The sequence below is a fragment of the Kitasatospora sp. NPDC059088 genome, from assembly GCF_042738155.1.
Classification (GTDB): domain Bacteria; phylum Actinomycetota; class Actinomycetes; order Streptomycetales; family Streptomycetaceae; genus Kitasatospora.
In genome coordinates, this window is record NZ_JBHYGR010000153.1 from 1 (window position 1) to 21,381 (window position 21,381).

Genomic DNA, 21,381 nt, shown 5'->3' on the forward strand with positions numbered 1-21,381 from the left:
TCTTTTTAATCTACCGGCCACCACCGATATCTACATTTGCTTTGTGGTGGGCAGCGTCTGTTGTTTATAAGAGACTGGGGGTGCTGCGCCGGGTGCTGGAGCAGACGGCCCGCCAGCTGGGCCACGACGAGGGGGCGGTCGGCGCCGACGACCCCTTCTTCGACCTGGGCGCCGACTCGCTCGGGATGATCAACATGATCCGGGACCTGGAGCGCGCCTTCCGGGTGCGGATCTCGATGCGCGAACTGTTCGAGGCGGCGGACACCCCGGCCCGGCTGGCCGGGCTGATCGCCGACCGGCTGGAGCCCGACGTCCGGGACGGGCTGCTCCCGGCGGCCGCGCCGGAGCCGGTCGCGGTGCCCGAACCGGTCGCGGCCCCGGCGCCCCTGGCCGCAACGCCCGCCCTCCCCGTACCGGCCGCGCCCGCCGCACCCGTCGTACCCGCCGCGACCGTTCCGTCCGCGCCCGCTCCTGCCGCGCCCGTCCCGGCACTTCCGTCCGCACCCCCGGTCCCGGTCCCGCTCGCCTCCGCCCCGGTGACCGACGGCACCGGCCTGATCGAGCGCCAGCTCGCGCTGCTCGGCCAGTTCTCCGACCTGATGCGCGACCAGCTCGGCCTGCTGGCCGGGACCGGGCCGGCGCCCGCGACCGGGGCGGTACCGCCCGCGCCCCTCCCGGTGGCGGCCCCCGCCGCCCTGCCCCCGTCCGTCGCCCCGGTCGTCGTCCCGGCCGTCGAGGCCCCGCTTCCCGCCGCCGCCCCCGCGCCGGCCGCCCCGCAGGTGCACGGCCCCCGGGTGACCGTCTCCCGCGAGTCCGGCATGGCCGCCGGCGGCCTGACCGAGCAGCAGCGCGCCCACGTGGACGGGCTGGTCGCCCGCTTCACCGCCCGTACCGCCGCCTCCAAGGCGGTCACCCGCCGCCACCGCCGCACCCTCGCGGACAGCCGCGCCGTGGTGGGCTTCCGCTCCTCGACCAAGGAGATGCTCTACCCGCTCGCGGCCCGCCGGGCCCGGGGCTCCCGGCTGGAGGACCTCGACGGCAACACCTACGTCGACATCACCATGGGCTTCGGCGTCCTGCTCTTCGGCCACGACCCGGAGTTCGTCGCCGAGGCCGTCCGCGAGCACCTGGCCGGCGGGCTGCGGCTGGGCCCGCGCGGCCCGGAGACCGGGGAGGCCGCCGAGCTGCTGGCCGAGCTGACCGGCACCGAGCGGGTCGCCTTCGCCAACTCCGGCACCGAGGCGAACGCCGGGGCGATCCGGCTCGCCCGCGCCTTCACCGGCCGGGACAAGATCGTCATGTTCGAGGGCTCCTACCACGGCCACTTCGACCACACCCTGGGCCGGACGGTGGGCCACGGCGCCGACCGGGAGACCGTCCCGGTGTCGAGCGGCATCCCCGGCAGCGCCGTCGCCGACCTGATCGTGCTGCGGTACGGCGATCCGCAGAGCCTCCAGGTCATCGAGGAGCTCGGCGACCGGATCGCCGCCGTACTGGTCGAGCCGGTGCAGAGCCGCCACCCGGGGCGCCAGCCGGCCGAGTTCGTCCGTTCGCTGCGCGAACTGACCGCCCGCCGCGGCATCGTGCTGCTCTTCGACCAGATGCTCACCGGCTTCCGGCCCCACCTGCGCGGCGCCGAGGGCTTCTGGGGCGTGACCCCGGACCTCTCCACCTACGGCAAGGTGCTCGGCGGCGGCTACCCGATCGGTGCGATCGCCGGGCGGGCCGACATCCTGGACGGGATCGACGGCGGCCACTGGGACTACGGGGACGACAGCTACCCGCCCCAGGACACCACCTTCTTCGGCGGCACCTACATCCAGCACCCGCTGGCGATGACCGCGGCCGGTGCCGTGCTGCGCCACCTCAAGGAGGCCGGTCCCGGCCTCCAGGAGCGGCTGAACGCCCGCACCGACGAACTGGCCGCGACCCTCAACGGGTTCTTCGAGGAGGAGGAGTTCCCGCTCCGGCTGGCCCACTTCGGCTCGCTGTTCCGGTTCGAGCCGCGGGCCGACGTGGAGCTGTTCTTCCCGGAGCTGCTGACCCGCGGGGTCTACGTCTGGGAGTGGCGCAACTTCTTCCTCTCCACCGCCCACACCGACGGCGACCTGGAGTTCGTGGTCGACGCCGTCCGGGAGTCGCTGCGCGGCCTGCGGCGCGGCGGCTTCTTCCCGGCCTCGCCCGGGGTGCGGCTCCCGGCCCCGACCCCGCGCCCGGCGGCCGACCTGCCCGAACTGCCCGCACTCACCACGGAATCCCGCACCGGTACCGGGGCCGAGCCCGTTCCGTACCACCCGGTGAGCGACCCGCAGCGCCCGGTCGATTTCAGCCTGTACTTCTTCGGCGACTACCCCCAGGACTCCCCGGAGGACGAGAAGTACCGCATCGTCCTGGAGAGCGCCCGCTTCGCCGACCGGCACGACTTCCACGCCGTCTGGCTGCCGGAGCGCCACTTCCACTCCTTCGGCGGGATCTTCCCCAACCCCTCGGTGCTGGCGGCCGCGCTGGCCCGGGAGACCAGCCGGATCCGGCTCAACGCGGGCTGCGCGGTGCTGCCGCTGCACCACCCCGTCCGGGTGGCGGAGGAGTGGTCGGTGGTGGACAACCTGTCCGGCGGCCGGGTCGGGCTGGGCTGCGCCAGCGGCTGGCACCCCAACGACTTCCTGTTCTTCCCGGAGAACTACGGCGGCCACAAGGAGCTGATGCACCGCCAGGTCGACACCGTCCGGGCGCTGTGGCGCGGCGAGCCCTACCGCGGCCGCAACGGCAACGGGGAGCCGATCGAAGTGACCCTGCACCCGCGCCCCTTGCAGGAGCAGCCGCCGATGTTCACCGCGATCGTCGGCAACCCGGACAGCTTCCGCGAGGCCGCCCGGCACGACCTCGGCGTGATCACCAACCTGATGACCCAGGACATCGCCCAACTCGCCGAGAACGTCGCCCTCTACCGGCGCACCCGGGCCGAGCACGGGCTGGACCCGGAGGCCGGCCGGGTGGTGGTGCTGGTCCACACCTACCTGGGCGCCGACCTCGCCACCGCCCGCGCGCAGGCCTACCGCCCGTTCTGCCACTACCTGCGCTCCTCGCTCTCGCTGTTCGGGCAGATGGCCAACAGCCTCGGCCTGACCCTGGACTTCGAGAACACCCGCGAGGAGGACCTGGAGTTCGTGCTGGAGCGCGCCTACGAGCGCTACTGCGCCTCGCGCGCCCTGATCGGCACCCCGGAGAGCGTCGGGTCCGTGCTCGCCGAGCTGCGGGCGGCCGGCGCGGACGAGATCGCCTGCTTCGTCGACTTCGGGCTCGCCCCCGACCTGGTGGCCGCCGGCCTGCCGCAGATCGACGCGCTGCGCCGCTCCACCGAGCGGGGCGCCGCGCTGTCCTACGCGCAGCAGCGGATGTGGTTCCTGCACCGGATGCTGCCCGACGCCGCCCAGTACAACGAGGTCAAGGCCGTCGAACTGGACGGCCCGCTGGACCCGGAGGCGCTCGACACCGCGCTGCGCGCGCTGGTGGAGCGGCACGTCGGGCTGCGCACCGTCTTCCGGGAGCAGGACGGCGAACCGTTCCAGCAGGTGATCCCGGCGCCGGACGGCCCGGTGCTGGAGCGGGTCCCGGTGCACGGGCCGGCCGAGGAGGCGGTGGCCGCGCTGGTCGCCGCCGAGGGCGCCCGCCGCTTCGACCTGGCCGAGGGCCCGCTGTTCCGCGCCGGGCTGCTGGCGACCGGGCCGGACCGGCACGTCCTGGTGCTGTCCATGCACCACATCGTGATCGACACCCTGTCCACCGTGGTGATCACCCGGGAGCTGGGGGAGCTGTACCGGGCGGCCCGGGAGCAGCGGCCGCACCGGCTGCCCGCGCTCACCACCACCCCGGCCGCCGAAGCCGCCCGGGAGCGGGCCGCGGTGGCCGCCGGGGCCTACGAGGAGAGCCTCGACCACTGGCGCAAGGTGCTGGGCGGCGAGCTGCCGGTGCTGACCCTGCCCACCGACCGGCCCCGCCCCGCCGTACCGGACGGTCGCGGCCGTTCGTACGTCCGCCACCTTCCCGCCGAACTCTCCTCGGGCATCCGGGAGTTGGCCCGCGAGCGGCGCTCGACCCTGTTCATGGTGCTGCTCACCGCCTTCGCCGGGGTGCTCCAGCGCTACAGCGGCCAGGACGAGGTGGTGCTGGGCACTCCGCTGGCCAACCGGGCGGACGGCACCGAGGACCTGGTCGGCTTCTTCGTCAACACCCTGGCGCTGCGGCTGGACCTCACCGGCGAGCCGGACTTCGCCGAGGCGCTGGACCGGGTCCGCTCCACCGCGCTGGACGGCTACGAGCACCAGCAGCTGCCCTTCGAGGTCCTCGTCCAGGAACTGAACCCGCAGCGGGACACCAGCCGCAACCCGCTCTTCCAGGTCATGGTCGAGTTCGAGAACCACGCGGTCTTCGAGCTGGACCTGCCCGGGGTGACGGCCCGCCCGCTGGACCACGTGGTCGACCGCTCCGCCTTCGACCTGGCGCTCTTCCTCACCAACCTCCCCGACGGCATCCGCTGCCACGTGGAGTACGCCGAGACCCTGTTCGACCGGGCCACGGTGGACCGGCTGTTCGACGCCTTCGAGCGGCTGCTGGCCGCCGCCGTCGCCGACCCGGCGCGACCGCTCACCGAGCTGACGGCGGCCCCCGCCGACCCCGCCCTGGAGTGCGGACCGGAGGCGGCGCCGGCGCCCGCGCACCCGCTGGCCCGGGTGGCGGCCACGGTGGCCGACCGGCCGGAGGCCGTCGCGGTGGTCGCGGCCGACGGCACCGCGGCCGACTACCGGACGCTGCACGCCAGGGCCGAGGGCCTGGCCCGCCGGCTGCTCGCCGCCGGGGTGCGGGAGGGCGACCGGGTGGCCGTGCTGCTGCCGCGCTCGGCGGACCAGGTGGCCGCGCTGCTGGCCGTGCTGCGGCTGGGCGCCGTCCTGGTGCCGATCGACCCGGTGCAGGGCGCGGAGCGCTGCCGGCTGATCGCCGCGGACAGTGCCCCGACCGTGCTGCTCACCGCCCGGGGCACCGACCTGATGGGCATCTCGCTGCCGACCGTCCACACGGACGCGGACACCGACACCGGGCCCGCGGGCGGGGCGGAACTGCCGCCGCTGCCCGTCCCGTCGGCGCAGGCCGCCGCCTACCTGCTGTACACCTCCGGTTCCACCGGCCGCCCCAAGGGCGTGCTGATGCACACCCTCGGCCTGGCCTCGCTGATCGACTGGAACGTCGCCGAGCACCCGGCCGCCCGCACCCTGCAGTACGCCTCCTGCGGGTTCGACGTCAGCGTCCAGGAGATGCTGACCACACTGGCCGGCGGCGGCACCCTGCTGCTGATCGAGGAGGAGACCCGCTACGACATCACCGCGCTGGCCGCCGTGGTCCGCGCCACCCGGGCCGAGCGGCTGCACCTGCCGTACACCCCGCTGGCCGCGCTGGTCGCGGCGCTCGGCGACGAACCGGCGCCCCACCTGCGCGAACTGATCCAGGGCGGCGAGCAGTTGCTGCTCACCCCCGCCCTGCGGGCGTTCCTGGCCCGCAACCCCGGCTGCCGGCTGCTGAACCACTACGGCCCCACCGAGACCCACGGGGTCACGGCCGGCGAGGCCACCCCGGACGGACCGGACCACGCCTCGATCGGCCGCCCGGTGCCGGGCACCCGGATCGTGCTGCTGGACGCCGCCGGACGCCCCGTCCCGGCCGGGGCCGTCGGCGAGATCCACGTGCTCGGCGTCCAGGTCGGGCTCGGCTACCCCGGCCGGGCGCAGGAGAGCGCCGCCGTCTTCACCGACACCCCGGAGGGCCGCCGCTACCGCACCGGCGACCTCGGCCGGTGGCGGCCGGACGGCACCCTGGAGTACCTCGGCCGGGCCGACCGCCAGGTCAAGGTACGCGGCTACCGGATCGAACCGGGCGAGGTCGAGACCGTGCTGCGGACCGTGCCGGGCGTGCGCGGCGCCGCCGTGACGGGACGCCGGACGGCGACGGGCACCGCGCTGGCCGGGTACGTCCAGTGCGCGGCCGCCGACCTGCCCCGGGTGCGCGACCGGCTGGCCGACCTGCTGCCCGAGCACATGGTGCCGGGTCTCTGGGCCGCGGTCGCCGAACTGCCGTTCAGCGTCAACGGCAAGCTCGACACCACCGCCCTGCCGGAGCCGCTGCCGCTGGGCGCCGGACTGGCCGCCGTCGCCCCGGCCACCGAACTGGAGCGCACCGTGCAACGGCTGTGGGAGGAGGAACTCGGCCGCCCCACAGGCGTGGAGACCTCCTTCTTCGACCTCGGCGGCCACTCGCTGGCCGCCACCCGGCTGCTGAACCGGGTCCGCGAGGCCACCGGGCTGCGGATCGGCGTGCTGGAGTTCTTCCGCCGCCCCACCATCCGGGCGATGGCCGCCCACCGCCCGGCCGTCCAGGACCGCCCGGCCCCGGCCTACGAGGAGGGCGAGCTGTGACCGCCCCCGCCCCCGTGTCCACCGCCGACCAGGGCTGGGACCGCCTGGTCCGGCTGCTCGACGAGCGCGGGATCGTGCTGCGCACCACCGGCGAGCGGCTCGGCTACCTCGCCCCGGCCGGCGCGCTGGACGAGGAGGCCGCCGGGCTCGTCCGGGCGCACCGGGACCGGCTGCTGGCCGTCCTGACCGGCTCCGGCACGGCGCTCGCCGCCGCGCCGGCCGGGCTGGCCCAGCGCCGGCTGTACGGGATGCACGGCCGCTCCGCCGACCCGGCGGTGTGGAACATCACCCAGCGCATCACCCTGCGCGGCCCGCTCGACCCCGAGCGGCTGGCCGCCGCCCTCACGGCGCTGAGCGAGCGCCACGAGAGCCTGCGGACCGGCTACCGGCACACCGACCTGGGCCTGCTCCAGCAGGTGCGGCCGAACACCCCGGTGGAGCTGCCGGTCGAGGACCTGCGCACGCTCGACCCGGCCGCCCGGGACGCGGCGCTCGCCGGGGCCACCCGGGCCGAGGGCGCCCTGCCGTTCGACCTGGACGGCGACCGACTGCTGCGCGCCCGGCTGCTGCGCACGGCCGAGGACGTCGCGGTGCTGCTGCTGTCGCTCCACCACATCGTGGTCGACGGCTGGTCCCTGGCCACCCTGCTGGCCGACCTGGGCGCGCTGTACCGCGGGGACGGCGCCGCGCTGCCGGACCCCGGCCGGATGACCGACCACGCCTGCTGGGAGCGGACCGTGGTCACCCCGGCCGCCGTCACCGAGGCCCTCGACCACTGGGCCCACGTCCTGGGGGACACCCCGCCGGCGGTGGACCTGCCCACCGACCGGCCGCGCCCCGAGCAGCGCTCCGGGCGCGGCGGCACCCTCGCCTTCCGCGTCCCGGCCGGGTCGGCCGAGGCGGTGCGCCGCTGCGCCGCCGGGCGCTCCACCACCGCCTCGGCGGTGCTGCTCGCCGCCTACGCCCGGCTGCTCGGCGAGCTGACCGGGGCGGCGGAGACCCTGGTGGTGCTCTCGTACGCCAACCGCACCCGGCCGGTGGACGAGCAGGTCGTCGGCCTGCTCACCACCGGCCTGCCGATCCGGCTGCCCACCCGCCCGCCCGGCGGGTTCGGGGCCTCGGTGGACACGGCGGCCAGGGCGGTGGCCACCGCCCTGGACCACGCCACGGTGCCCTTCGGCCAGCTGGTCGAGCCGCTGCGCGAGCGCGGCGTCCGGTTGCCGGCCGGGTACCCGCAGGTCCTGCTCGCGGTGCAGAGCACCCCGGCGATCGCCCTCGACCTCCCCGGCCTGGCCGTCGAGGTCGAGGACGTGCCGGGCCCCTCCACCCGCGCCGACCTCTCCGTGCTCCTCACCCCGGACGCGGACGGCTACGCGGGCCTGGCCGAGTACGACGCCGACCTGTTCGACGCGGGGACGGTCCGGTCCTGGCTGGAACGGATGGTGGCGGACCTGGCCCGGGAGCTGACGGACTGACCGTTCCGGCCGCCCGCCCGGCGTGCGGAACCGGCCCGCGCCCCCCGGCAATCCGGCCGGAACTCCGCCTGGCCCTCGGCGAACTCGCCGTCAACCAGGCGCAGACCGGCCGGTTCCCCCAGGCCCGGGCCACCGCCACCCGGGGCGCCGAGCTCACCGGGCGGCACAGCTGCTGCGCGGAGGCCCTCAGCCACTTCTACCTCGCCCGGGTGCTGCACCTCGGTGGCGACCTCGGACCCGCCCTCGTCGAGGCCGAGCACGCCCGCCGGCGGATGCGCCGCTTCGGCCAGACCGACTACCACGTCGCCGCGAGCGTGCTGATCGCCCGGGTCCACCTGGCGGCCGGGCGGGCCGGGGCCGCCGTCCGGGCGGCGCAGGAGACGCTCCCGCTGGCCCGGCAGGCCTCGGGCACCCTGGAGGGGCACGCGCTCGGGATCCTCGGCGAGGCGTTCGCCGCGCTGCGCCGCACCGACCGGGCCAGGAGCTGCCTGAGCGAGGCACTGGGACGGTTCCGGCAACTGGGCCACCTCCGGGACGCGGCCGACATCGAACGGACGCTGCACGGCCTCGCCTGACGGACTCGCGCACGCGTCCGACGCGCTTGCTCATCAAACGTCCATCGCCGTACCCGAACCTTCTGTTGCGCCCGGTCACCGGACCGGGCCGCTACTGAGAGGCAGGACCGTCATGTTCGGCAACGGAGTCAGGAAGACGGCGATCGCCCTGGTCGGCACGGCGTTGGCCGCCGGCCTCGCGCTGGCGGGCACCGGGACCGCCGCGGCGTCCAGCGGTGGCGGCTGCGGCGGCCCCGACTGGGAACAGGCGTGTGTGAGCGCGGGGAACGGCCAGGTCACGGCGACGGCCAACACCAACTTCGGCAACGGCAACTGCACCGAGGAGGTGATCCTCTGGGACTACACCACCGGCGGCAGGGCGCTGGACACCAGCTTCGGCTGCCACACCGGCCCGTACAGCTTCAGCTACACCCTGAGCAACCCGAGCCCGGGCCACGACTACAAGGCCGAGGTGCGCCTCTACTGGAACGGCGGCTCCAACTACGACTACCAGCTCAGCCCGGACCTGTTCTACTGACCGGCGCCGTGTGACGGGGTCACCGGCCCGGGTCCGCCCCGGGCCGGTCACCCCGTCACCGGGCGGGCGTTCAGCCGTTCGCGCGGATCGTCGCGCGGATCCACTCCGCGTAGGCGGGCGCGCTGCTGTAGAGGCCGGGGCCGGCGGAGCACGGCACGTGCCCGCCGACGCCGGGGCCGGAGGTGACGCCGACGAGCTCCCAGCGCCCGCCCCGGCCGCGCTGGAGCTGCGGCCCGCCGGAGTCGCCGAAGCAGGCCATCGCCCGGGGGACCAGGCTGACGGTGCACAGCCGGGTGGGGCCCGCGTAGCCCGGGTCGCACTCGGCCTCGCCCGCCCGGCGGGTCTCCAACTGCTGGAGGCGGTCGGGGAAGCGCAGGCCGCCGAGGTCGCCGGTGTCGACGACGGTGCCGAAGCCGAGCAGCCGGGTCGGGGTGCCGGGGTCGCCGGGCCGCCCGGCGATCGGGATCGGCCGTTCCTTGACGGGGCGGTCCAGCCGGATCAGCGCGACGTCGTTCTGGTTGGGTCCGGCGTTGCCTCCCTGCCGGTACCCGGGGTGGGTGACCGTGCCGGCGATCGCGCGGACGGTGCCGCCGGACCTGCGCTCCGCGCTGCCGATGCGCACGGTGCCCGCAGGCTTCACCAGGTTCGGGTCGACGCAGTGGGCGGCCGTCAGCACCCACTGGCGGTCGATCAGCGAGGCGCCGCAGACCCCGTCGTCCAGGCCCGGTGCCGACACCGGGACGGAGGCCATGAACGGGTAGCGCTGCGGGGCGGCCGTCCCGTTGACGATCGCCCCGGCACTGCCGGCCGTCGCGACCGCGCAGCCGAGGGCGACCGCGGCCACGGTCGCGGCGCGGGCCGTACGACGCTTGCTGGACTTCCCGTTGAACATCGGGGCTCTCCTCGGAGGTAGGACTTTCCGTCTGCCCCCTCAGCCTCTCCTTTCCAAGATCCACTGGACCATCCGGACACCAGGTGTACGAACGGTGGGGATTGCCCCCGTACGGCGCCGGGGTGCGGCGTGACCCGTCCGGCGCAGCGTGGCGCGCGGGGCGGGCGGCGGACTGCGATCTTCGGAGGGACCCGGCGGTGCACGACTGCCGGGTCCCCGTCGTTCCGAGACCGTGGAGGCCCGGATGTGGCAGGCTCCCCCCGCCCCCGTCAGCCGTGAGTGGCTTCCCGTCCTGGACATGCCGGCGCCCGCCGAGCAGAACCGCTGGACGGTGCTGCTGCGCCTGCTGCTGCTGATCCCTCAGTTCGTGGTGCTGTGGGTGCTGTCCCTGGTGGCGTTCGTGGTCACCGTGGTCGGCTGGTTCTGCGCGCTGGTCCTCGGCCGGCTGCCCGACTTCGCGGCGACCTACCTCAGCTCCTTCGTCCCGTACGAGGCGAGGGTCACCGCCTATCTGATGCTCACCGTGGACCGCTACCCGCCGTTCCGGTTCAGCGCCCCCGAGTACCCGGTGCAGGTCGGCCTGCGGCCCGGTGAACTGAACCGGCTGGCCGTGCTGTTCCGGATCATCCTGGTCATCCCCGCCTCCATCGTGCAGGGCCTGCTGCACGCGGGCTGGTGGATGGTCTCGTTCATCATCTGGCTGGTGGTGCTGGTCCTCGGCCGGATGCCGCAGCCGCTCTACGAGGCGACGACCGCGATCCTGCGCTACCAGCTGCGCTACACCGCCTACCTGGTGATGCTCACCTCCGCCTACCCCAAGCGCCTGTTCGGCGAGGAGCCGGGCAGCGAGCCCGAGCGGGTCTCGGCCACCCGCCCGCTGGTGCTGAGCGGCGGCGGGCGCGGCCTGGTGGTGCTCTTCCTGATCCTCGGCGTGGTCTCCTGGGCGACCAGCTCCGTCACCGCCTCGGTCAACACCGACGACAACGACGACGACAACGGGACGAACCCGACCCAGCACGTCATCGCCCCGCTGGTGCCCGGTCCCTCCTGACGGCGGGGCCCCCGGGCGTCAGGACGGGTGCGCCGGGGACGCCTCCCGGGCGGCCTGCTTGACGGCGGCGATCAGCTGGTGGCGGCGGGCGCGCAGGTCCTCGGGGCGGACGGCCAGCGAGACGCTCCCGATCACGGCGCCGTCCGCGCCGAGCACGGGCGCGGCCAGGCAGGCCAGGCCGGTACGGGCCTCCTCGACGTCCAGGGCGACGCCGGTGCGGCGGATCCGGCGCAGCTCCTCGTCGAGCCGGTCGACCGAGGCGATGGTGCGCGGGGTGAACCGGCGCAGGCCGGGCTGCTCCAGGTAGCGGCGGCGGGCGGCCGGGCCGGCGGCGGCCAGGGCGATCTTGCCGTGGGCGTAGGCGTGGGAGCGCGGGTCGACGCCGACGGTGAGCTCGGGCCGCTGGTCACCGTCGGCGGCGACGGTGCGCACGTCGGCGATCACCAGCCCGTCGCCCTGGTAGGCGACGTAGTTCGCGGACGCGCGGGTGGCCTGCCGCATCCGGGCGAGCAGGTCGTCGATGCCGTCGGTCAGGCCCATCTGCCGCTGGAACGCGCGGTGCAGGGCGGAGACCTGGTAGCCGAGGGCGTAGCCGCCGTCGGTGCGCACCAGGTAGCCGCGCTCGGTGAGCGGGGCGAGGAGGGCGTAGGCCGTCGACAGGGCGCAGCCGAGGCTGCGGGCGAGGGCCTTGGCCGGGACGGGCGAGGGTGACCCCGCGACGAGTTCCAGCACCTCCAGGGTGCGGTCGGCGGCGCGCGGCCCGGTCTGCCCGGCCATGACGGGGTGCTCCTCGTGCTGGTGCCGCTCCTGCTGGTGCGGCGTGACCCGTCCAGTGTGCCGGGGGCCGGGTTGGGGGAGGCCACCGGCCCCCGGTCCGGCCCCCGCTCGGCGTCCGGGCTCAGGCCTCGCGCGGGGTGATCTCGCCCATGAGGTCCCAGCCCTCGCGGTCGGGGAGGTCGACGCTGATGATCCGGGGCTTGGCGGCGACCGCACCGGACAGCGTCCCCATGGCCTTGCGGAAGTGCGCCGACTCGACGTGCGCCCGCCCGGCCTCGCCGTCCCGGAACCCCTCCACGAGCACGTACTCGTCCGGGTCGTCCACGCTGCGGGACCAGTCGAAGAACAGGTTCCCCGGCTCGGCCCGGGTGGCCTCGGTGAACTCGGCGACGATGTCGAGCCACTGGGCGCTGAGCTCGGGGCGGACGGGGAACTTCACGGTGATGAAGATCATGACGCTCTCTCGGGTCGGGGGGCGGTCGAACCCCCATCGGGGGACGGTCGGACCCCCACCCTGCCCGACCGCCGCCCGGCCCGGGAAACCCGCGCCGCCGCGATTCCGTCCCTGCCGGAATCCGCGGCCTCCGGGCGGGCGACGCCCGGGGCCCGGGGGGGGCGCCCCCCCCGGGCCTGTCGGGCAGGCCGGGTCGGCCGGCGTGGGCCCCTCCGCGCCCCCCTGGCGGAAGGTCGTCGGGCTCGCGCTCCGCGGGGTGCGCTCGACCCCGGCGTCCAGGCCGTCGTCCTTGGCCCGCATCATGTCGACGTACCCCTCCACGAGGGCCGGGCTGAACCCGTGCCCGGGGAGCGAGGCGCGGAAGTCGTCCAGCGACTGGCGCTCGTAGCGGACGGGGCGGCCGAGGACCTCGGACATGATGCGCGCCATGTCGTTCGCGGAGAGGTCCTCGGGGCCCAGCACCGGGACTTCGCCGGTGCCCGTCCAGGAGCGGTCGAGCAGCAGGTCGGCGGCGGCCGCGGCGATGTCCCGGGTGGCCGCCAGCGGCGCCGGGCGGTCGGCGGCGACGGTGGAGGTGTACACGCCGCGGTCCCGGATCGAGGCGGTCTGCTCCAGCAGGTTGTCCATGAAGGAGGGGTTGGCGAGCGCCCGGTAGGCCGCGCCGGTGCCCGCGAGGAGGTCGTCCATGGCCAGCGAGGCCGTGACGTGCCCGGCGCGGTGGGCGACGGGGGTGCCGCGGCCGAGCGCGGAGACGCCGACGACGTGCCGGACGCCGTGGGCGGTGAGGGCCTCGGCGGCGGCCCGGGTGAACCCGGAGTAGACGGCGTCCAGGCTCGGTGCCTGCGGGGTGGGCGGGACGACCCAGAAGACGGCGTGCGCGCCGGTGAAGGCGCGGTCGACGACCTCGGGGTCGTCGTGGGAGCCGGCGACGACGTCGACGCGGGCCCGGACGGCCTCCGGGAGCCGCGCCGGGTCGCGCACGACGACGCGCAGTTCCTCGGTGAAGGCGTGCGGCCCGTCGAGCAGGAGGTCGAGGAGCCGGCCGCCGATCTGGCCGGTGGGAGTGGTGATGACGATCATGTGTCGAGTCTCGGGCCGGTCAACTGCGGCGTCCAATACCCTTCCTGGGGCATTGATACCTTCCAGGCATGGATCTCGACCTGCGCAAGCTCCGCTACTTCGCGGCGGTCGCCGAACACCGGCACTTCGGCCGGGCGGCGGAACAGCTCTACATCACCCAACCCGTCCTCAGTCGTCAGATCCGGGCCATCGAGCAGGAGTTGGAGTGCACCCTGCTGGTCCGGACCACGCGCAGCGTGGAACTGACCCCGGCCGGCCGACAGCTCCAGGAGGAGGCACGGGGGATCCTCGCGGCCGTCGCCGCGGCGGTGCAGCGCGTCCACGACGCCGACCGGGGCACCCGGCGGCTCGTCGTCGCCTTCTCGCCCGGCCTCCATGTGTCGGAGGCGATCCGCGCGTTCGCGCTGCGGCACCCGGACGTCGAGACCGACCTCGTCCCGGCGCGCTGGTGGGAGCCGGACGCGCCACTGCGCGACGGCCGCTGCCAAGTGGCCTACCTGCGGCGGCCGTTCGACGACTCTGGGCTGCGCACCATCCCGATCGGCCACGAGCCCCGGGTCGCCTGCCTGCCCGCGACGCACCCGCTGGCCGCCCGCGCCGAACTCACCACCGCCGACCTCGCCGGCGAGCGGATGCTCGACGCACCGCTCCGGCGGACGGCCACGCTGGAGGAGAAGTTCGAACTGATCGCCTCCGGGCACGGCATCGGCCTGCTGCCGCTCAGCGTGGTGCGCTCCTACGCCCGCCCCGACCTCGTCCACCGGACCGTCACCGACGTTCCCGGAGTCGAGACCTGCCTGGCCGTCCCGGCCGACCCGGCCGACCGGCGGGGCACGCCGCTGCGCGACTTCCTGGAGATCGCCACCGCCACGCTGCGGTCGGCCTGAGTGCTCGGCCGCCCGGACGCCTCCCCGGCGGGAAACCCGCGCGACGCCGACCTGCGGGGACGGCTACGCTGCCCCGGTGATCGAGGACGGAGCAACGGACCGGGGCAGCGTGACCACGGTGCGGCGGATCGGGGACACCATCCGCCGGCCGGTCGGCGTGTGGACGCCCGCGGTGCACGCGCTGCTGGCCCACCTGGAGGCGGCGGGCTTCACGCGGGCCCCACGGCCGATCGCCGTCGAGGGCGGCGAGGAGGTGCTCTCGCTGCTGCACGGCGAACCCGCCTTCGCACCCTGGCCTGCCGTCCTGCGGTCCACCACGGGCGTCCACGCCCTCGGGCGCTGGCTGCGCGCCTACCACGACGCCGTCCGGGACTTCCGGCCGCCCGCCGGCGCACGTTGGCAGGGCACGGAGCAGGAGTGGCGGCCCGGCCTGGTCATCCGGCACGGCGACCTCGGCCCGTGGAACGCCGTCTGGGACGGCGACCACCTGGCCGGCTTCATCGACTGGGACTTCGCCGCGCCCGGCCACGCCGTCGACGACCTCGCCCAACTCGCCTGGTACGCCGTGCCGTTGCGCTCCACCGAACAGCAGCGGCGGGCCGCCGTCAGCGGGCCGGGGGTGCTGCGGGAACGCCTGGCCGCGCTGTGCACCGCCTACGGCGAGCGGCCGGAGGCGGTGCTCGACGCCCTGGACGCGCTCCAGGCCCGGGAGGCCGCGCGGATCGAGCGGCTCGGCGGGCGCGGCGAGCAGCCGTGGGCGGCTTTCCTCGCCCGCGGCGACGCGGCCGAGATGGCGGCCGAGCGCCGCTGGCTGCGCGCCGAGCGGGCGGCCCTGCTCGGCGACTGAGGCAGCCGGGGCGCCTCCGGCGTCCGCGGTTCAGGACAGGCCCAGCACCAGCTTGCCGGTGTTCTCCCCGCGGAAGAGCATCCCGAGGGTCTCCGGGAAGTCCGCGACCGTGCCCTCGACCAGGTGCTCCTGCACCTTGATCCGGCCCTCGCCGATCCAGCCCGCGATCTCGGCCGCCGCCTCCGCGTACCGGCGGGCGTAGTCGAACACCACGAAGCCCTCCATCCGGGCCCGCCGCACCAGCAGCGACAGGTAGTTGGACGGGCCCTGCACCGAGTCCTCGTTGTTGTACTGGCTGATCGCGCCGCAGACCACCACCCGGGCGTGCATCGCCAGCCTGGTCAGCGCGGCGTCCAGGATCGGGCCGCCGACGTTGTCGAAGTAGACGTCGATGCCGTCCGGGGCGTGGGTGCGCAGGGCCTTGCGGACGTCCTCGGCGCGGTAGTCGACGGCCGCGTCGAAGCCGAGCTCCTCGGTCAGCAGCGCGCACTTCTCCGGCCCGCCGGCGATCCCGACCACCCGGCAGCCCTTCACCTTGGCGATCTGCCCGACCATCGTGCCGACCGCCCCGGCCGCGCCGGAGACCACCACGGTCTCGCCCTCCTTGAGTGCGCCGACCTCCAGCAGCCCGAAGTAGGCGGTCATCCCGGGCATCCCGAGCGCCCCGAGGTAGGTGGACAGCGGGGCCAGCGCGGGATCGACCTTGACCACTCCCTTGCCGTCCGACACCGCGTAGTCCTGGACCCCGAAGGAGCCCACCACGTGGTCGCCGACCCGGAACTTCGGGTGGTTGGACGCGACCACCTCGGCCACCGCCCCGGCCCGCATCACCTCGCCCAGCCCCACCGGCGGCAGGTACGACGGCCGGTCGTCCAGCCACCCGCGCATCGCCGGGTCCAGCGACACGTACCGCGCCCGCCCCAGGAACTCCCCGTCCCCGGGCACCCCCACCGGCTCCTCCCCGTACGCCCAGTCCTCCGGCCGCACCTCCCCGACCGGTCGACGGGCAAGGCGGATCTGACGGTTGACGTCGGTCATGACGACTCCTGGGGGCGTACTCGCACGGCGGAAGAGGACAGGTGCCGATTCTAAGCAAGCGCTTAGTCATCTGGCCAGGGATCGTCCGAAACCGGTTCACTCGAACTGGTGACGCGGCGGGGTGAAGGCCGGAACGCTCTGTAGTGTTTCCGCTGGGCAGCCCCCGAGCGCGGAAACCAGCGCCGGAGAGGAGAACAGCAAGTGAGCACAGCGCAGATCGGTCCTGGCGACTACAGCCATGTGCCGAACCCGGAGCAGGCTCTGAAGTACGCGATTCAGCACATTGCGGGTGAACGCGTCGAGATCATCGAGGGAGTCATCACCCCCGTGTCGCCGTCCTGGGCGCATGAGCGCGCCACCGCCCTGATCGGCAAGCAGCTCGGCCGCCGAATGGATGAGTTGGGCTTGTTGGCGGGTTCAGGCAATCTCGATCTGCCGGGCACGCAGAATTTCTACCTGCCTGACATGGCCGTCCTGCCGGAGGAGCTCTTCGAGTCGGAGGGTGCCCTGCTGCCGGACCAGACGCTGCTGGTTGTCGAGGTGACCTCGCCGTCGAACGCTGACACCGACCGGACTGTGAAGCGCCGTCGTTACGCGCAGTTTGGTGCTCCGCTCTATCTGTTGGTGGACCGTCAGGAGGGAGCCTGCACGCTGTTCTCCCAGCCAGGGGAGTTGGGCTACACCCGGGTGGAGGGCCCGCACCCGTTCGGTGTGCCGGTGAGGCTTCCTGAGCCCTTCGAGGTGGACCTCGACACCAGCAGGTTCTGACCCGGCCTGCCCGCCTCAGGGGCCGACCGGCAGGCCGGTGAGGACGAAGCAGGCGCCGGTGCCGTGGTGCGGCGGGACCTCGCGGGCGATGAGGTCGGCGCCGTGGGCGCGGGCGATCTGGCGGGCCATGGCGAGGCCGAGGCCGGAGCCGGGGAGGCGGCGGGCGGTGTCGGAGCGGTAGAAGCGGTCGAAGACGTACGGGAGGTCCTCGGCGGCGATGCCCGGGCCGTGGTCGCGGACGGACACCTCCAGGGTGTCGGCGCCGTCGCCGGCCAGGGCCACCCGGACCTCCACCGGCCCGCGTCCGGCGCCGAACTTGGCGGCGTTGTCGAGCAGGTTCCCCAGCAGCCGCACCAGCCGGGCGGGGACGCCCGGCACGACCGCCCCGTCGGCGCCCGGTCCGACGGTGAGGGTGAACTCCTGGCCCGGCCAGTGCCCGCGCGCCGAGGTGACGGCGTGTTCGACCAGCGGCAGCAGGCGGAACCGCTCGACCAGGGCCTGGGGCTCCTCGTCCCGGGCGAGTTCGACCAGGTCGTTGACCATGCCGGTGACCTCGCGCAGCTGCCGCCCCAGCGCGGTGGCGGCCCGTTCGCGCTGGGCGTCGGTGAGGCGGTCGCCGCGGGCCAGCAGTTCGGCGTTGGTGCGCAGCGCCGTGAGTGGGGTGCGCAGCTCGTGCGAGGCGTCGGAGACCAGTCGGCGCTGGGCGGTGACCGAGCGTTCCAGCGCGTCGAGCATGGTGTCGAAGCTCTCGCCGAGCCGGGTGACCTCGTCCCGGCGGCGGCCGGTGGCCGCGTGGGAGGTGATCCGGTGGTGGGGGTCGCCGGTGGCGGTGATCCGTTCGACCGTGGCGGTGAGCCGGGTCACCGGGCGCAGGCCGGTCCGGGAGGCCCACCAGCCGAGGAACCCGGCCGCCAGCACCCCGGCGCCGCCGAGCCCGGCGAACGCGGCCGCGGACTGCCGTACGGCGCGGTCCACGCCGTCCGAGCGCAGTACGACCTGGAGCGCGGTGCCGCCCCGGAACGGCGTGACCAGCATCCGGGCCGGGAAGCCGGCGACGGTGGCGGTGCTGAAATAGGCGGAGCGCCGCCCGGCGGCGACCTCGCGCACGGCCGGGGTGACCGGGAACAGGTACGGGGCGACGGCCGTGCGGGGGTCGCGGGCCGGGTCGGCCGGGACGACCTGGGTGCAGGCCGGGGCGGCCAGGTAGCGGCACTGCCCGGAGAGCACGCCCGGCGGTTCGTTGCCCTGCTGCTGGACGGCGACGGTGGCGGCCTGGGTGAGCTCCAGCTCCAGCTGGTGGGTCAGTTCGTAGCGGATCACCGCGAAGGCGGCCCAGCTGAGGCCGAGGGCGACGGTGGCGACGGCCAGGGCGGTCGCCACCGAGAGCCGGACGCGGAGGGTCACGAGCCCGCGGCCAGTCGGTAGCCGACGCCGTGCACGGTGTGCACCAGGCGCGGTTCGCCGCCCGCCTCCAGCTTGCGGCGCAGGTAACCGACGTACACGGCGAGGGAGTTGGACTCGGGGCCGAAGTCCTGCCCCCAGACCCGCTCCAGCAGGGTCTCGCGGGTGAGCACCTGCCCGGCGTGCCGCAGCAGCAGTTCCAGCAGGGTCGCCTCGGTGCGGCTGAACTCCAGCCGGCGGGAGCCGCGGTGCCCGGTGCGGGTCCGCGGGTCCAGGACGAGGTCGGCGTAGCGCAGTTCGGCGTCGGCCTCGGCGCCGGGCGCGTCGAGGGCGGCGCGGCGCAGCAGTGCGCGCAGCCGGGCGGTGAGCTCCGCCAGCGCGAAGGGCTTGACGAGGTAGTCGTCGGCGCCGGCGTCCAGCCCGTCGACGCGGTCGTCGATGTTGTCCCGCGCGGTCAGCACCAGGACCGGGGTGCGGTCGTGCAGGGCCCGCAGCTGGCGGCAGACGGCGAGGCCGTCGAGGACCGGCATCATCACGTCGAGGACGACCGCGTCGGGCTCGTGGGAGGCGATCTTTGCCAGGGCGTCGTGCCCGTCGACCGCGGTGACCACCTCGTAGCCCTCGACGGTCAGTCCGTCGGCCACGGCCTCCCGCACCTCCTGGTCATCGTCCGCCACCAGAATCCGCACCGCCGACCCTCCGCTCCTCGTACGACCCCTGCCCGTTCGGGGCATACCGAAAGATAGCGGGCGAAGGCGCGCATTCTCTTAAAGGCCTCTTAGGCCGGCCCGCCACGGTGGTGAGCCATGGACACACCACTCTCGGTCGTGATCGGTGCCGGCGGCACCGGCGGCCACATCTACCCGGGCCTGGCCTTGGCGGAGGCCCTGCGGAAGACCGACCCCGACGCCGTGATCTCGTTCGTGGGCACCACGCGGGGCCTGGAGACCCGGCTGGTCCCCGAGGCGGGCTACCGGCTGCACACCGTCGACATGATCCCGTTCGACCCCTCGCTCGGTGCCCGGCGCTTCCTGCTGCCGGCGGACCTGGTCCGCGCCGCCAAGCAGGCGCAGCGGGCGGTCGAGGAGCAGCGGGCGCAGGTCGTGGTGGGGATGGGCGGGTACGCCTCCGCGCCGGCCGTGCTGGCCGCCCGGATGGCCGGACTGCCCAGTCTGATCCACGAGTCGAACGCCGTGCCGGGGCGGGCCAACGCCTTCGCCGCGCGGCTCACCCCGCAGATCGCGCTCGCCTTCGACGAGACCAGGGAGCACCTGCCGAAGGCGCGCCGACACCGGGCGGTCACCGTCGGCATGCCGCTCACCGGTGCGGTCGCCCGGCTGGACCGGCAGGCCGAGCGTGCCGAGGCCCGCCACCGGCTGGGTGTTCCGCCCGGCGCGCGGCTGGTGCTGTTCAACGGCGGCAGCCTCGGCGCGCGCCGGCTGACCGAGGCCGCGCTCGGCCTGGCCGAACGCTGGCGCGGCCGGACGGACGTCCGGCTGCTGATCAAGACCGGCCCGCAGGCCCTGGACGACACCCGGCTGCGGCTCGCCGCCGTCGGCGGGGACGCCGTCGCCGAGGCGGTGCCGTACTTGGACCGGATGGACCTCGCCTACGCCGCCAGTGACGTCGTGGTCTGCCGGGCCGGGGCGGCGACCGTGGCCGAGCTCGCCACCGTCCGGGTGCCCGCCGTGCTGGTGCCGTACCCGCACGCGCCCGGCGACCACCAGTTCCACAACGCCAAGGTGCTCGCCGACGCGGGGGCGGCGCGGATCCTGCGCGACGAGTCCACCGACGCGGACTCCCTGGCCGCCGTGCTCGACCCGCTGCTGGCCGACCCCTCCTGGCTGGCCGCCATGGGCGCCGCCGCCACCGGGGGGACCCACGCGCGGGCCGCCGACCTGCTGGCCGACTGGGTCCGCCGCCTGGCCGGCCGCTCCGGCGGCCCGGCCGGGATGCCGGCCCCGATCCCGAACCCGACCCCGATCCGCACCATCGAAACGGAGCTCGCCGAATGACCGCCACCACCACCGGCATGACCACCGTCGGCGCCACCACCGACACCACCACCGCCTGGGCCGACCGCACCGTCCTGGTCACCGGCGGCGAAGGCTTCATCGGCTCGACCCTGGTCGACCTGCTCGTCGCCCGCGGCGCCCGGGTCCGCGCCCTGGTCCACTACAAGCCGTACGCCGAACGCGGCTACCTCGCCGCCCACCTAGGCAGCGACCGGGTCGAGATGCTGGCCGGCGACGTCCGCGACGCGGGCCGGGTCTCGGACGCCGTGGCGGGCTGCGACACGGTGTTCCACCTGGCGGCGCTGATCGGGATCCCGTACAGCTACGACTCCCCGGGCGCCTACGTGCACACCAACGTCGTCGGCACCCAGAACGTCCTGGAGGCGGCGCGGCGGCACGGCGTGCGGCGGGTCCTGCACACCTCGACCAGCGAGGTCTACGGAACGGCGCTGCGCGCGCCGATCGGCGAGGACCACCCGTTGCAGCCCCAGTCCCCGTACTCCGCCTCGAAGATCGGGGCCGACATGATGGCGCTGAGCTTCCACCACGCCTTCGACCTGCCGGTCACCGTGGTCCGGCCGTTCAACACCTACGGCCCGCGCCAGTCCGCCCGCGCCGTGATCCCCGCGATCCTCGCCCAACTCCACTCCGGGGTACGGGAGCTGCGGATGGGCTCGCTGACCCCGACCCGGGACTTCACCTACGTCACGGACACCGCCGAGGGCTTCCTCGCCCTGGCCGACTGCGACCGCGCGGTCGGCGAGGCGGTGAACCTCGGGACCGGGCACGAGGTCTCGATCGGCGACCTGGCGGGTGCGCTGATCGCCGCCTCCGGCCGTACCGACGTCGAGATCACGGTCGACCCGGCCCGGCTGCGCCCGGCCGGCAGCGAAGTGCACCGGCTGCTGTCCGACAACTCCCGGGCCCGTACCTGGTCGGGCTGGCGGCCGGAGGTCCCGCTGGAGGAGGGGCTGGCCAAGACCTCGGCCTGGGTGGCCGAGCACCTCCACCTGTTCGACCCGAAGCGCTACGCGGTCTGAGGACCGACGCCGTCGGGGGGGCGCGGGGGCCGCCGCCGGGGGGGTGGGGGGCCGGGGGGCGGGGGGGGCGTCGGGGTCAGCGACGTCTGTGTGTGTGTCG

16 protein-coding genes and 1 pseudogene are annotated in these 21,381 nt (G+C 74.9%); 10 read left to right on the plus strand and 7 right to left on the minus strand.

The genetic code is table 11. From position 1 onward, the window contains the following. Nucleotides 1-41: 41 nt before the first annotated feature. The 4 genes from ACFWXO_RS39260 to ACFWXO_RS39275 all read left to right on the plus strand — a co-directional run bounded on the left by ACFWXO_RS39260 (nt 42) and on the right by ACFWXO_RS39275 (nt 9,031). Nucleotides 42-6,464 (plus strand): MupA/Atu3671 family FMN-dependent luciferase-like monooxygenase, encoded by a 6,423-nt coding sequence (locus ACFWXO_RS39260; RefSeq protein WP_380530464.1) that lies wholly within the window; start codon nt 42-44, stop codon nt 6,462-6,464. Next, nucleotides 6,461-7,939 carry a condensation domain-containing protein gene (locus ACFWXO_RS39265; protein ID WP_380530468.1) on the plus strand — a complete coding sequence of 493 codons (1,479 nt, stop codon included), beginning with the start codon at nt 6,461-6,463 and terminating at the stop codon, nt 7,937-7,939. The genes ACFWXO_RS39260 and ACFWXO_RS39265 overlap by 4 nt, the downstream gene beginning before the upstream one ends. A 209-nt stretch (nt 7,940-8,148) precedes the next feature. Beyond that, entirely contained in the window at nt 8,149-8,514 is a 366-nt protein-coding gene (locus ACFWXO_RS39270; protein ID WP_380530470.1) for a hypothetical protein, read from the plus strand. 112 nt (nt 8,515-8,626) lie between these two features. After that, nucleotides 8,627-9,031, plus strand: a complete 405-nt coding sequence (locus tag ACFWXO_RS39275; RefSeq protein ID WP_380530473.1) for a hypothetical protein — start codon at nt 8,627-8,629, stop codon at nt 9,029-9,031. Nucleotides 9,032-9,101: 70 nt separating this feature from the next. Here the strand turns inward: ACFWXO_RS39275 and ACFWXO_RS39280 are convergent, their stop codons facing one another. Beyond that, nucleotides 9,102-9,923 carry a S1 family peptidase gene (locus ACFWXO_RS39280; protein ID WP_380530476.1) on the minus strand — a complete coding sequence of 274 codons (822 nt, stop codon included), beginning with the start codon at nt 9,921-9,923 and terminating at the stop codon, nt 9,102-9,104. A gap of 244 nt (nt 9,924-10,167) precedes the next feature. Between ACFWXO_RS39280 and ACFWXO_RS39285 the strand changes: the two genes are divergently transcribed. Continuing rightward, entirely contained in the window at nt 10,168-10,974 is an 807-nt protein-coding gene (locus ACFWXO_RS39285) for a DUF4389 domain-containing protein (protein ID WP_380530479.1), read from the plus strand. Nucleotides 10,975-10,992: 18 nt separating this feature from the next. Here the strand turns inward: ACFWXO_RS39285 and ACFWXO_RS39290 are convergent, their stop codons facing one another. From ACFWXO_RS39290 to ACFWXO_RS39300, 3 genes and pseudogenes are all read right to left on the minus strand, one after another. Continuing rightward, complete coding sequence (locus ACFWXO_RS39290) at nt 10,993-11,751, minus strand: IclR family transcriptional regulator (RefSeq protein WP_380530482.1); 759 nt, start codon at nt 11,749-11,751, stop codon at nt 10,993-10,995. Between the two features lie 121 nt (nt 11,752-11,872). Then, nucleotides 11,873-12,205, minus strand: a complete 333-nt coding sequence (locus tag ACFWXO_RS39295; RefSeq protein WP_380530509.1) for a putative quinol monooxygenase — start codon at nt 12,203-12,205, stop codon at nt 11,873-11,875. Between the two features lie 195 nt (nt 12,206-12,400). Continuing rightward, nucleotides 12,401-13,285, minus strand: a pseudogene (locus tag ACFWXO_RS39300) (NAD(P)H-binding protein); the annotation flags it as partial. Nucleotides 13,286-13,353: 68 nt separating this feature from the next. Here ACFWXO_RS39300 and ACFWXO_RS39305 point away from each other — a divergent pair. Both ACFWXO_RS39305 and ACFWXO_RS39310 read left to right on the plus strand, forming a co-directional pair. After that, nucleotides 13,354-14,172 carry a LysR family transcriptional regulator gene (locus tag ACFWXO_RS39305; RefSeq protein WP_380530485.1) on the plus strand — a complete coding sequence of 273 codons (819 nt, stop codon included), beginning with the start codon at nt 13,354-13,356 and terminating at the stop codon, nt 14,170-14,172. Between the two features lie 76 nt (nt 14,173-14,248). Beyond that, nucleotides 14,249-15,019 carry a phosphotransferase gene (locus ACFWXO_RS39310; RefSeq protein ID WP_380530488.1) on the plus strand — a complete coding sequence of 257 codons (771 nt, stop codon included), beginning with the start codon at nt 14,249-14,251 and terminating at the stop codon, nt 15,017-15,019. Between the two features lie 30 nt (nt 15,020-15,049). On the opposite strand, the gene ACFWXO_RS39315 is transcribed toward ACFWXO_RS39310, so the two are convergent. Beyond that, nucleotides 15,050-16,057 (minus strand): NADP-dependent oxidoreductase, encoded by a 1,008-nt coding sequence (locus ACFWXO_RS39315; protein WP_380530491.1) that lies wholly within the window; start codon nt 16,055-16,057, stop codon nt 15,050-15,052. A 201-nt stretch (nt 16,058-16,258) separates the two neighbouring features. On the opposite strand from ACFWXO_RS39315, the gene ACFWXO_RS39320 reads away from it, so the two are divergent. Then, entirely contained in the window at nt 16,259-16,825 is a 567-nt protein-coding gene (locus ACFWXO_RS39320) for a Uma2 family endonuclease (RefSeq protein ID WP_380530494.1), read from the plus strand. 15 nt (nt 16,826-16,840) lie between these two features. Here the strand turns inward: ACFWXO_RS39320 and ACFWXO_RS39325 are convergent, their stop codons facing one another. Continuing rightward, entirely contained in the window at nt 16,841-18,229 is a 1,389-nt protein-coding gene (locus tag ACFWXO_RS39325) for a sensor histidine kinase (protein ID WP_380530496.1), read from the minus strand. Continuing rightward, the gene (locus ACFWXO_RS39330) at nt 18,226-18,960 is read right to left on the minus strand and encodes a response regulator transcription factor (RefSeq protein WP_380530500.1); all 735 of its coding nucleotides are present in this window, start codon (nt 18,958-18,960) and stop codon (nt 18,226-18,228) included. Before ACFWXO_RS39330 ends, ACFWXO_RS39325 begins: the two co-directional genes overlap by 4 nt. Before the next feature lie 72 nt (nt 18,961-19,032). Here ACFWXO_RS39330 and murG point away from each other — a divergent pair, with 72 nt between their 5' ends. Together murG and ACFWXO_RS39340 are read left to right on the plus strand one after the other, a co-directional pair. After that, a complete protein-coding gene (gene murG / locus ACFWXO_RS39335) occupies nt 19,033-20,241 on the plus strand; it encodes an undecaprenyldiphospho-muramoylpentapeptide beta-N-acetylglucosaminyltransferase (protein ID WP_380530503.1) in 1,209 nt (402 codons plus the stop codon). Then, nucleotides 20,238-21,281 carry a GDP-mannose 4,6-dehydratase gene (locus ACFWXO_RS39340; protein ID WP_380530506.1) on the plus strand — a complete coding sequence of 348 codons (1,044 nt, stop codon included), beginning with the start codon at nt 20,238-20,240 and terminating at the stop codon, nt 21,279-21,281. Before murG ends, ACFWXO_RS39340 begins: the two co-directional genes overlap by 4 nt. Nucleotides 21,282-21,381 lie beyond the last annotated feature (100 nt).

What these genes read in the sequence shown, in the direction of transcription:
- ACFWXO_RS39275 (WP_380530473.1), top strand. Translation starts at nt 8,627, where the DNA reads ATGTTCGGCAACGGAGTCAGGAAGACGGCGATCGCCCTGGTCGGCACG.
- ACFWXO_RS39315 (WP_380530491.1), bottom strand. Translation starts at nt 16,057, where the DNA reads ATGACCGACGTCAACCGTCAGATCCGCCTTGCCCGTCGACCGGTCGGG.
- murG (WP_380530503.1), top strand. Translation starts at nt 19,033, where the DNA reads ATGGACACACCACTCTCGGTCGTGATCGGTGCCGGCGGCACCGGCGGC.
- ACFWXO_RS39305 (WP_380530485.1), top strand. Translation starts at nt 13,354, where the DNA reads ATGGATCTCGACCTGCGCAAGCTCCGCTACTTCGCGGCGGTCGCCGAA.
- ACFWXO_RS39340 (WP_380530506.1), top strand. Translation starts at nt 20,238, where the DNA reads ATGACCGCCACCACCACCGGCATGACCACCGTCGGCGCCACCACCGAC.
- ACFWXO_RS39330 (WP_380530500.1), bottom strand. Translation starts at nt 18,960, where the DNA reads ATGCCCCGAACGGGCAGGGGTCGTACGAGGAGCGGAGGGTCGGCGGTG.
- ACFWXO_RS39295 (WP_380530509.1), bottom strand. Translation starts at nt 12,205, where the DNA reads ATGATCTTCATCACCGTGAAGTTCCCCGTCCGCCCCGAGCTCAGCGCC.
- ACFWXO_RS39290 (WP_380530482.1), bottom strand. Translation starts at nt 11,751, where the DNA reads ATGGCCGGGCAGACCGGGCCGCGCGCCGCCGACCGCACCCTGGAGGTG.
- ACFWXO_RS39280 (WP_380530476.1), bottom strand. Translation starts at nt 9,923, where the DNA reads ATGTTCAACGGGAAGTCCAGCAAGCGTCGTACGGCCCGCGCCGCGACC.
- ACFWXO_RS39285 (WP_380530479.1), top strand. Translation starts at nt 10,168, where the DNA reads ATGTGGCAGGCTCCCCCCGCCCCCGTCAGCCGTGAGTGGCTTCCCGTC.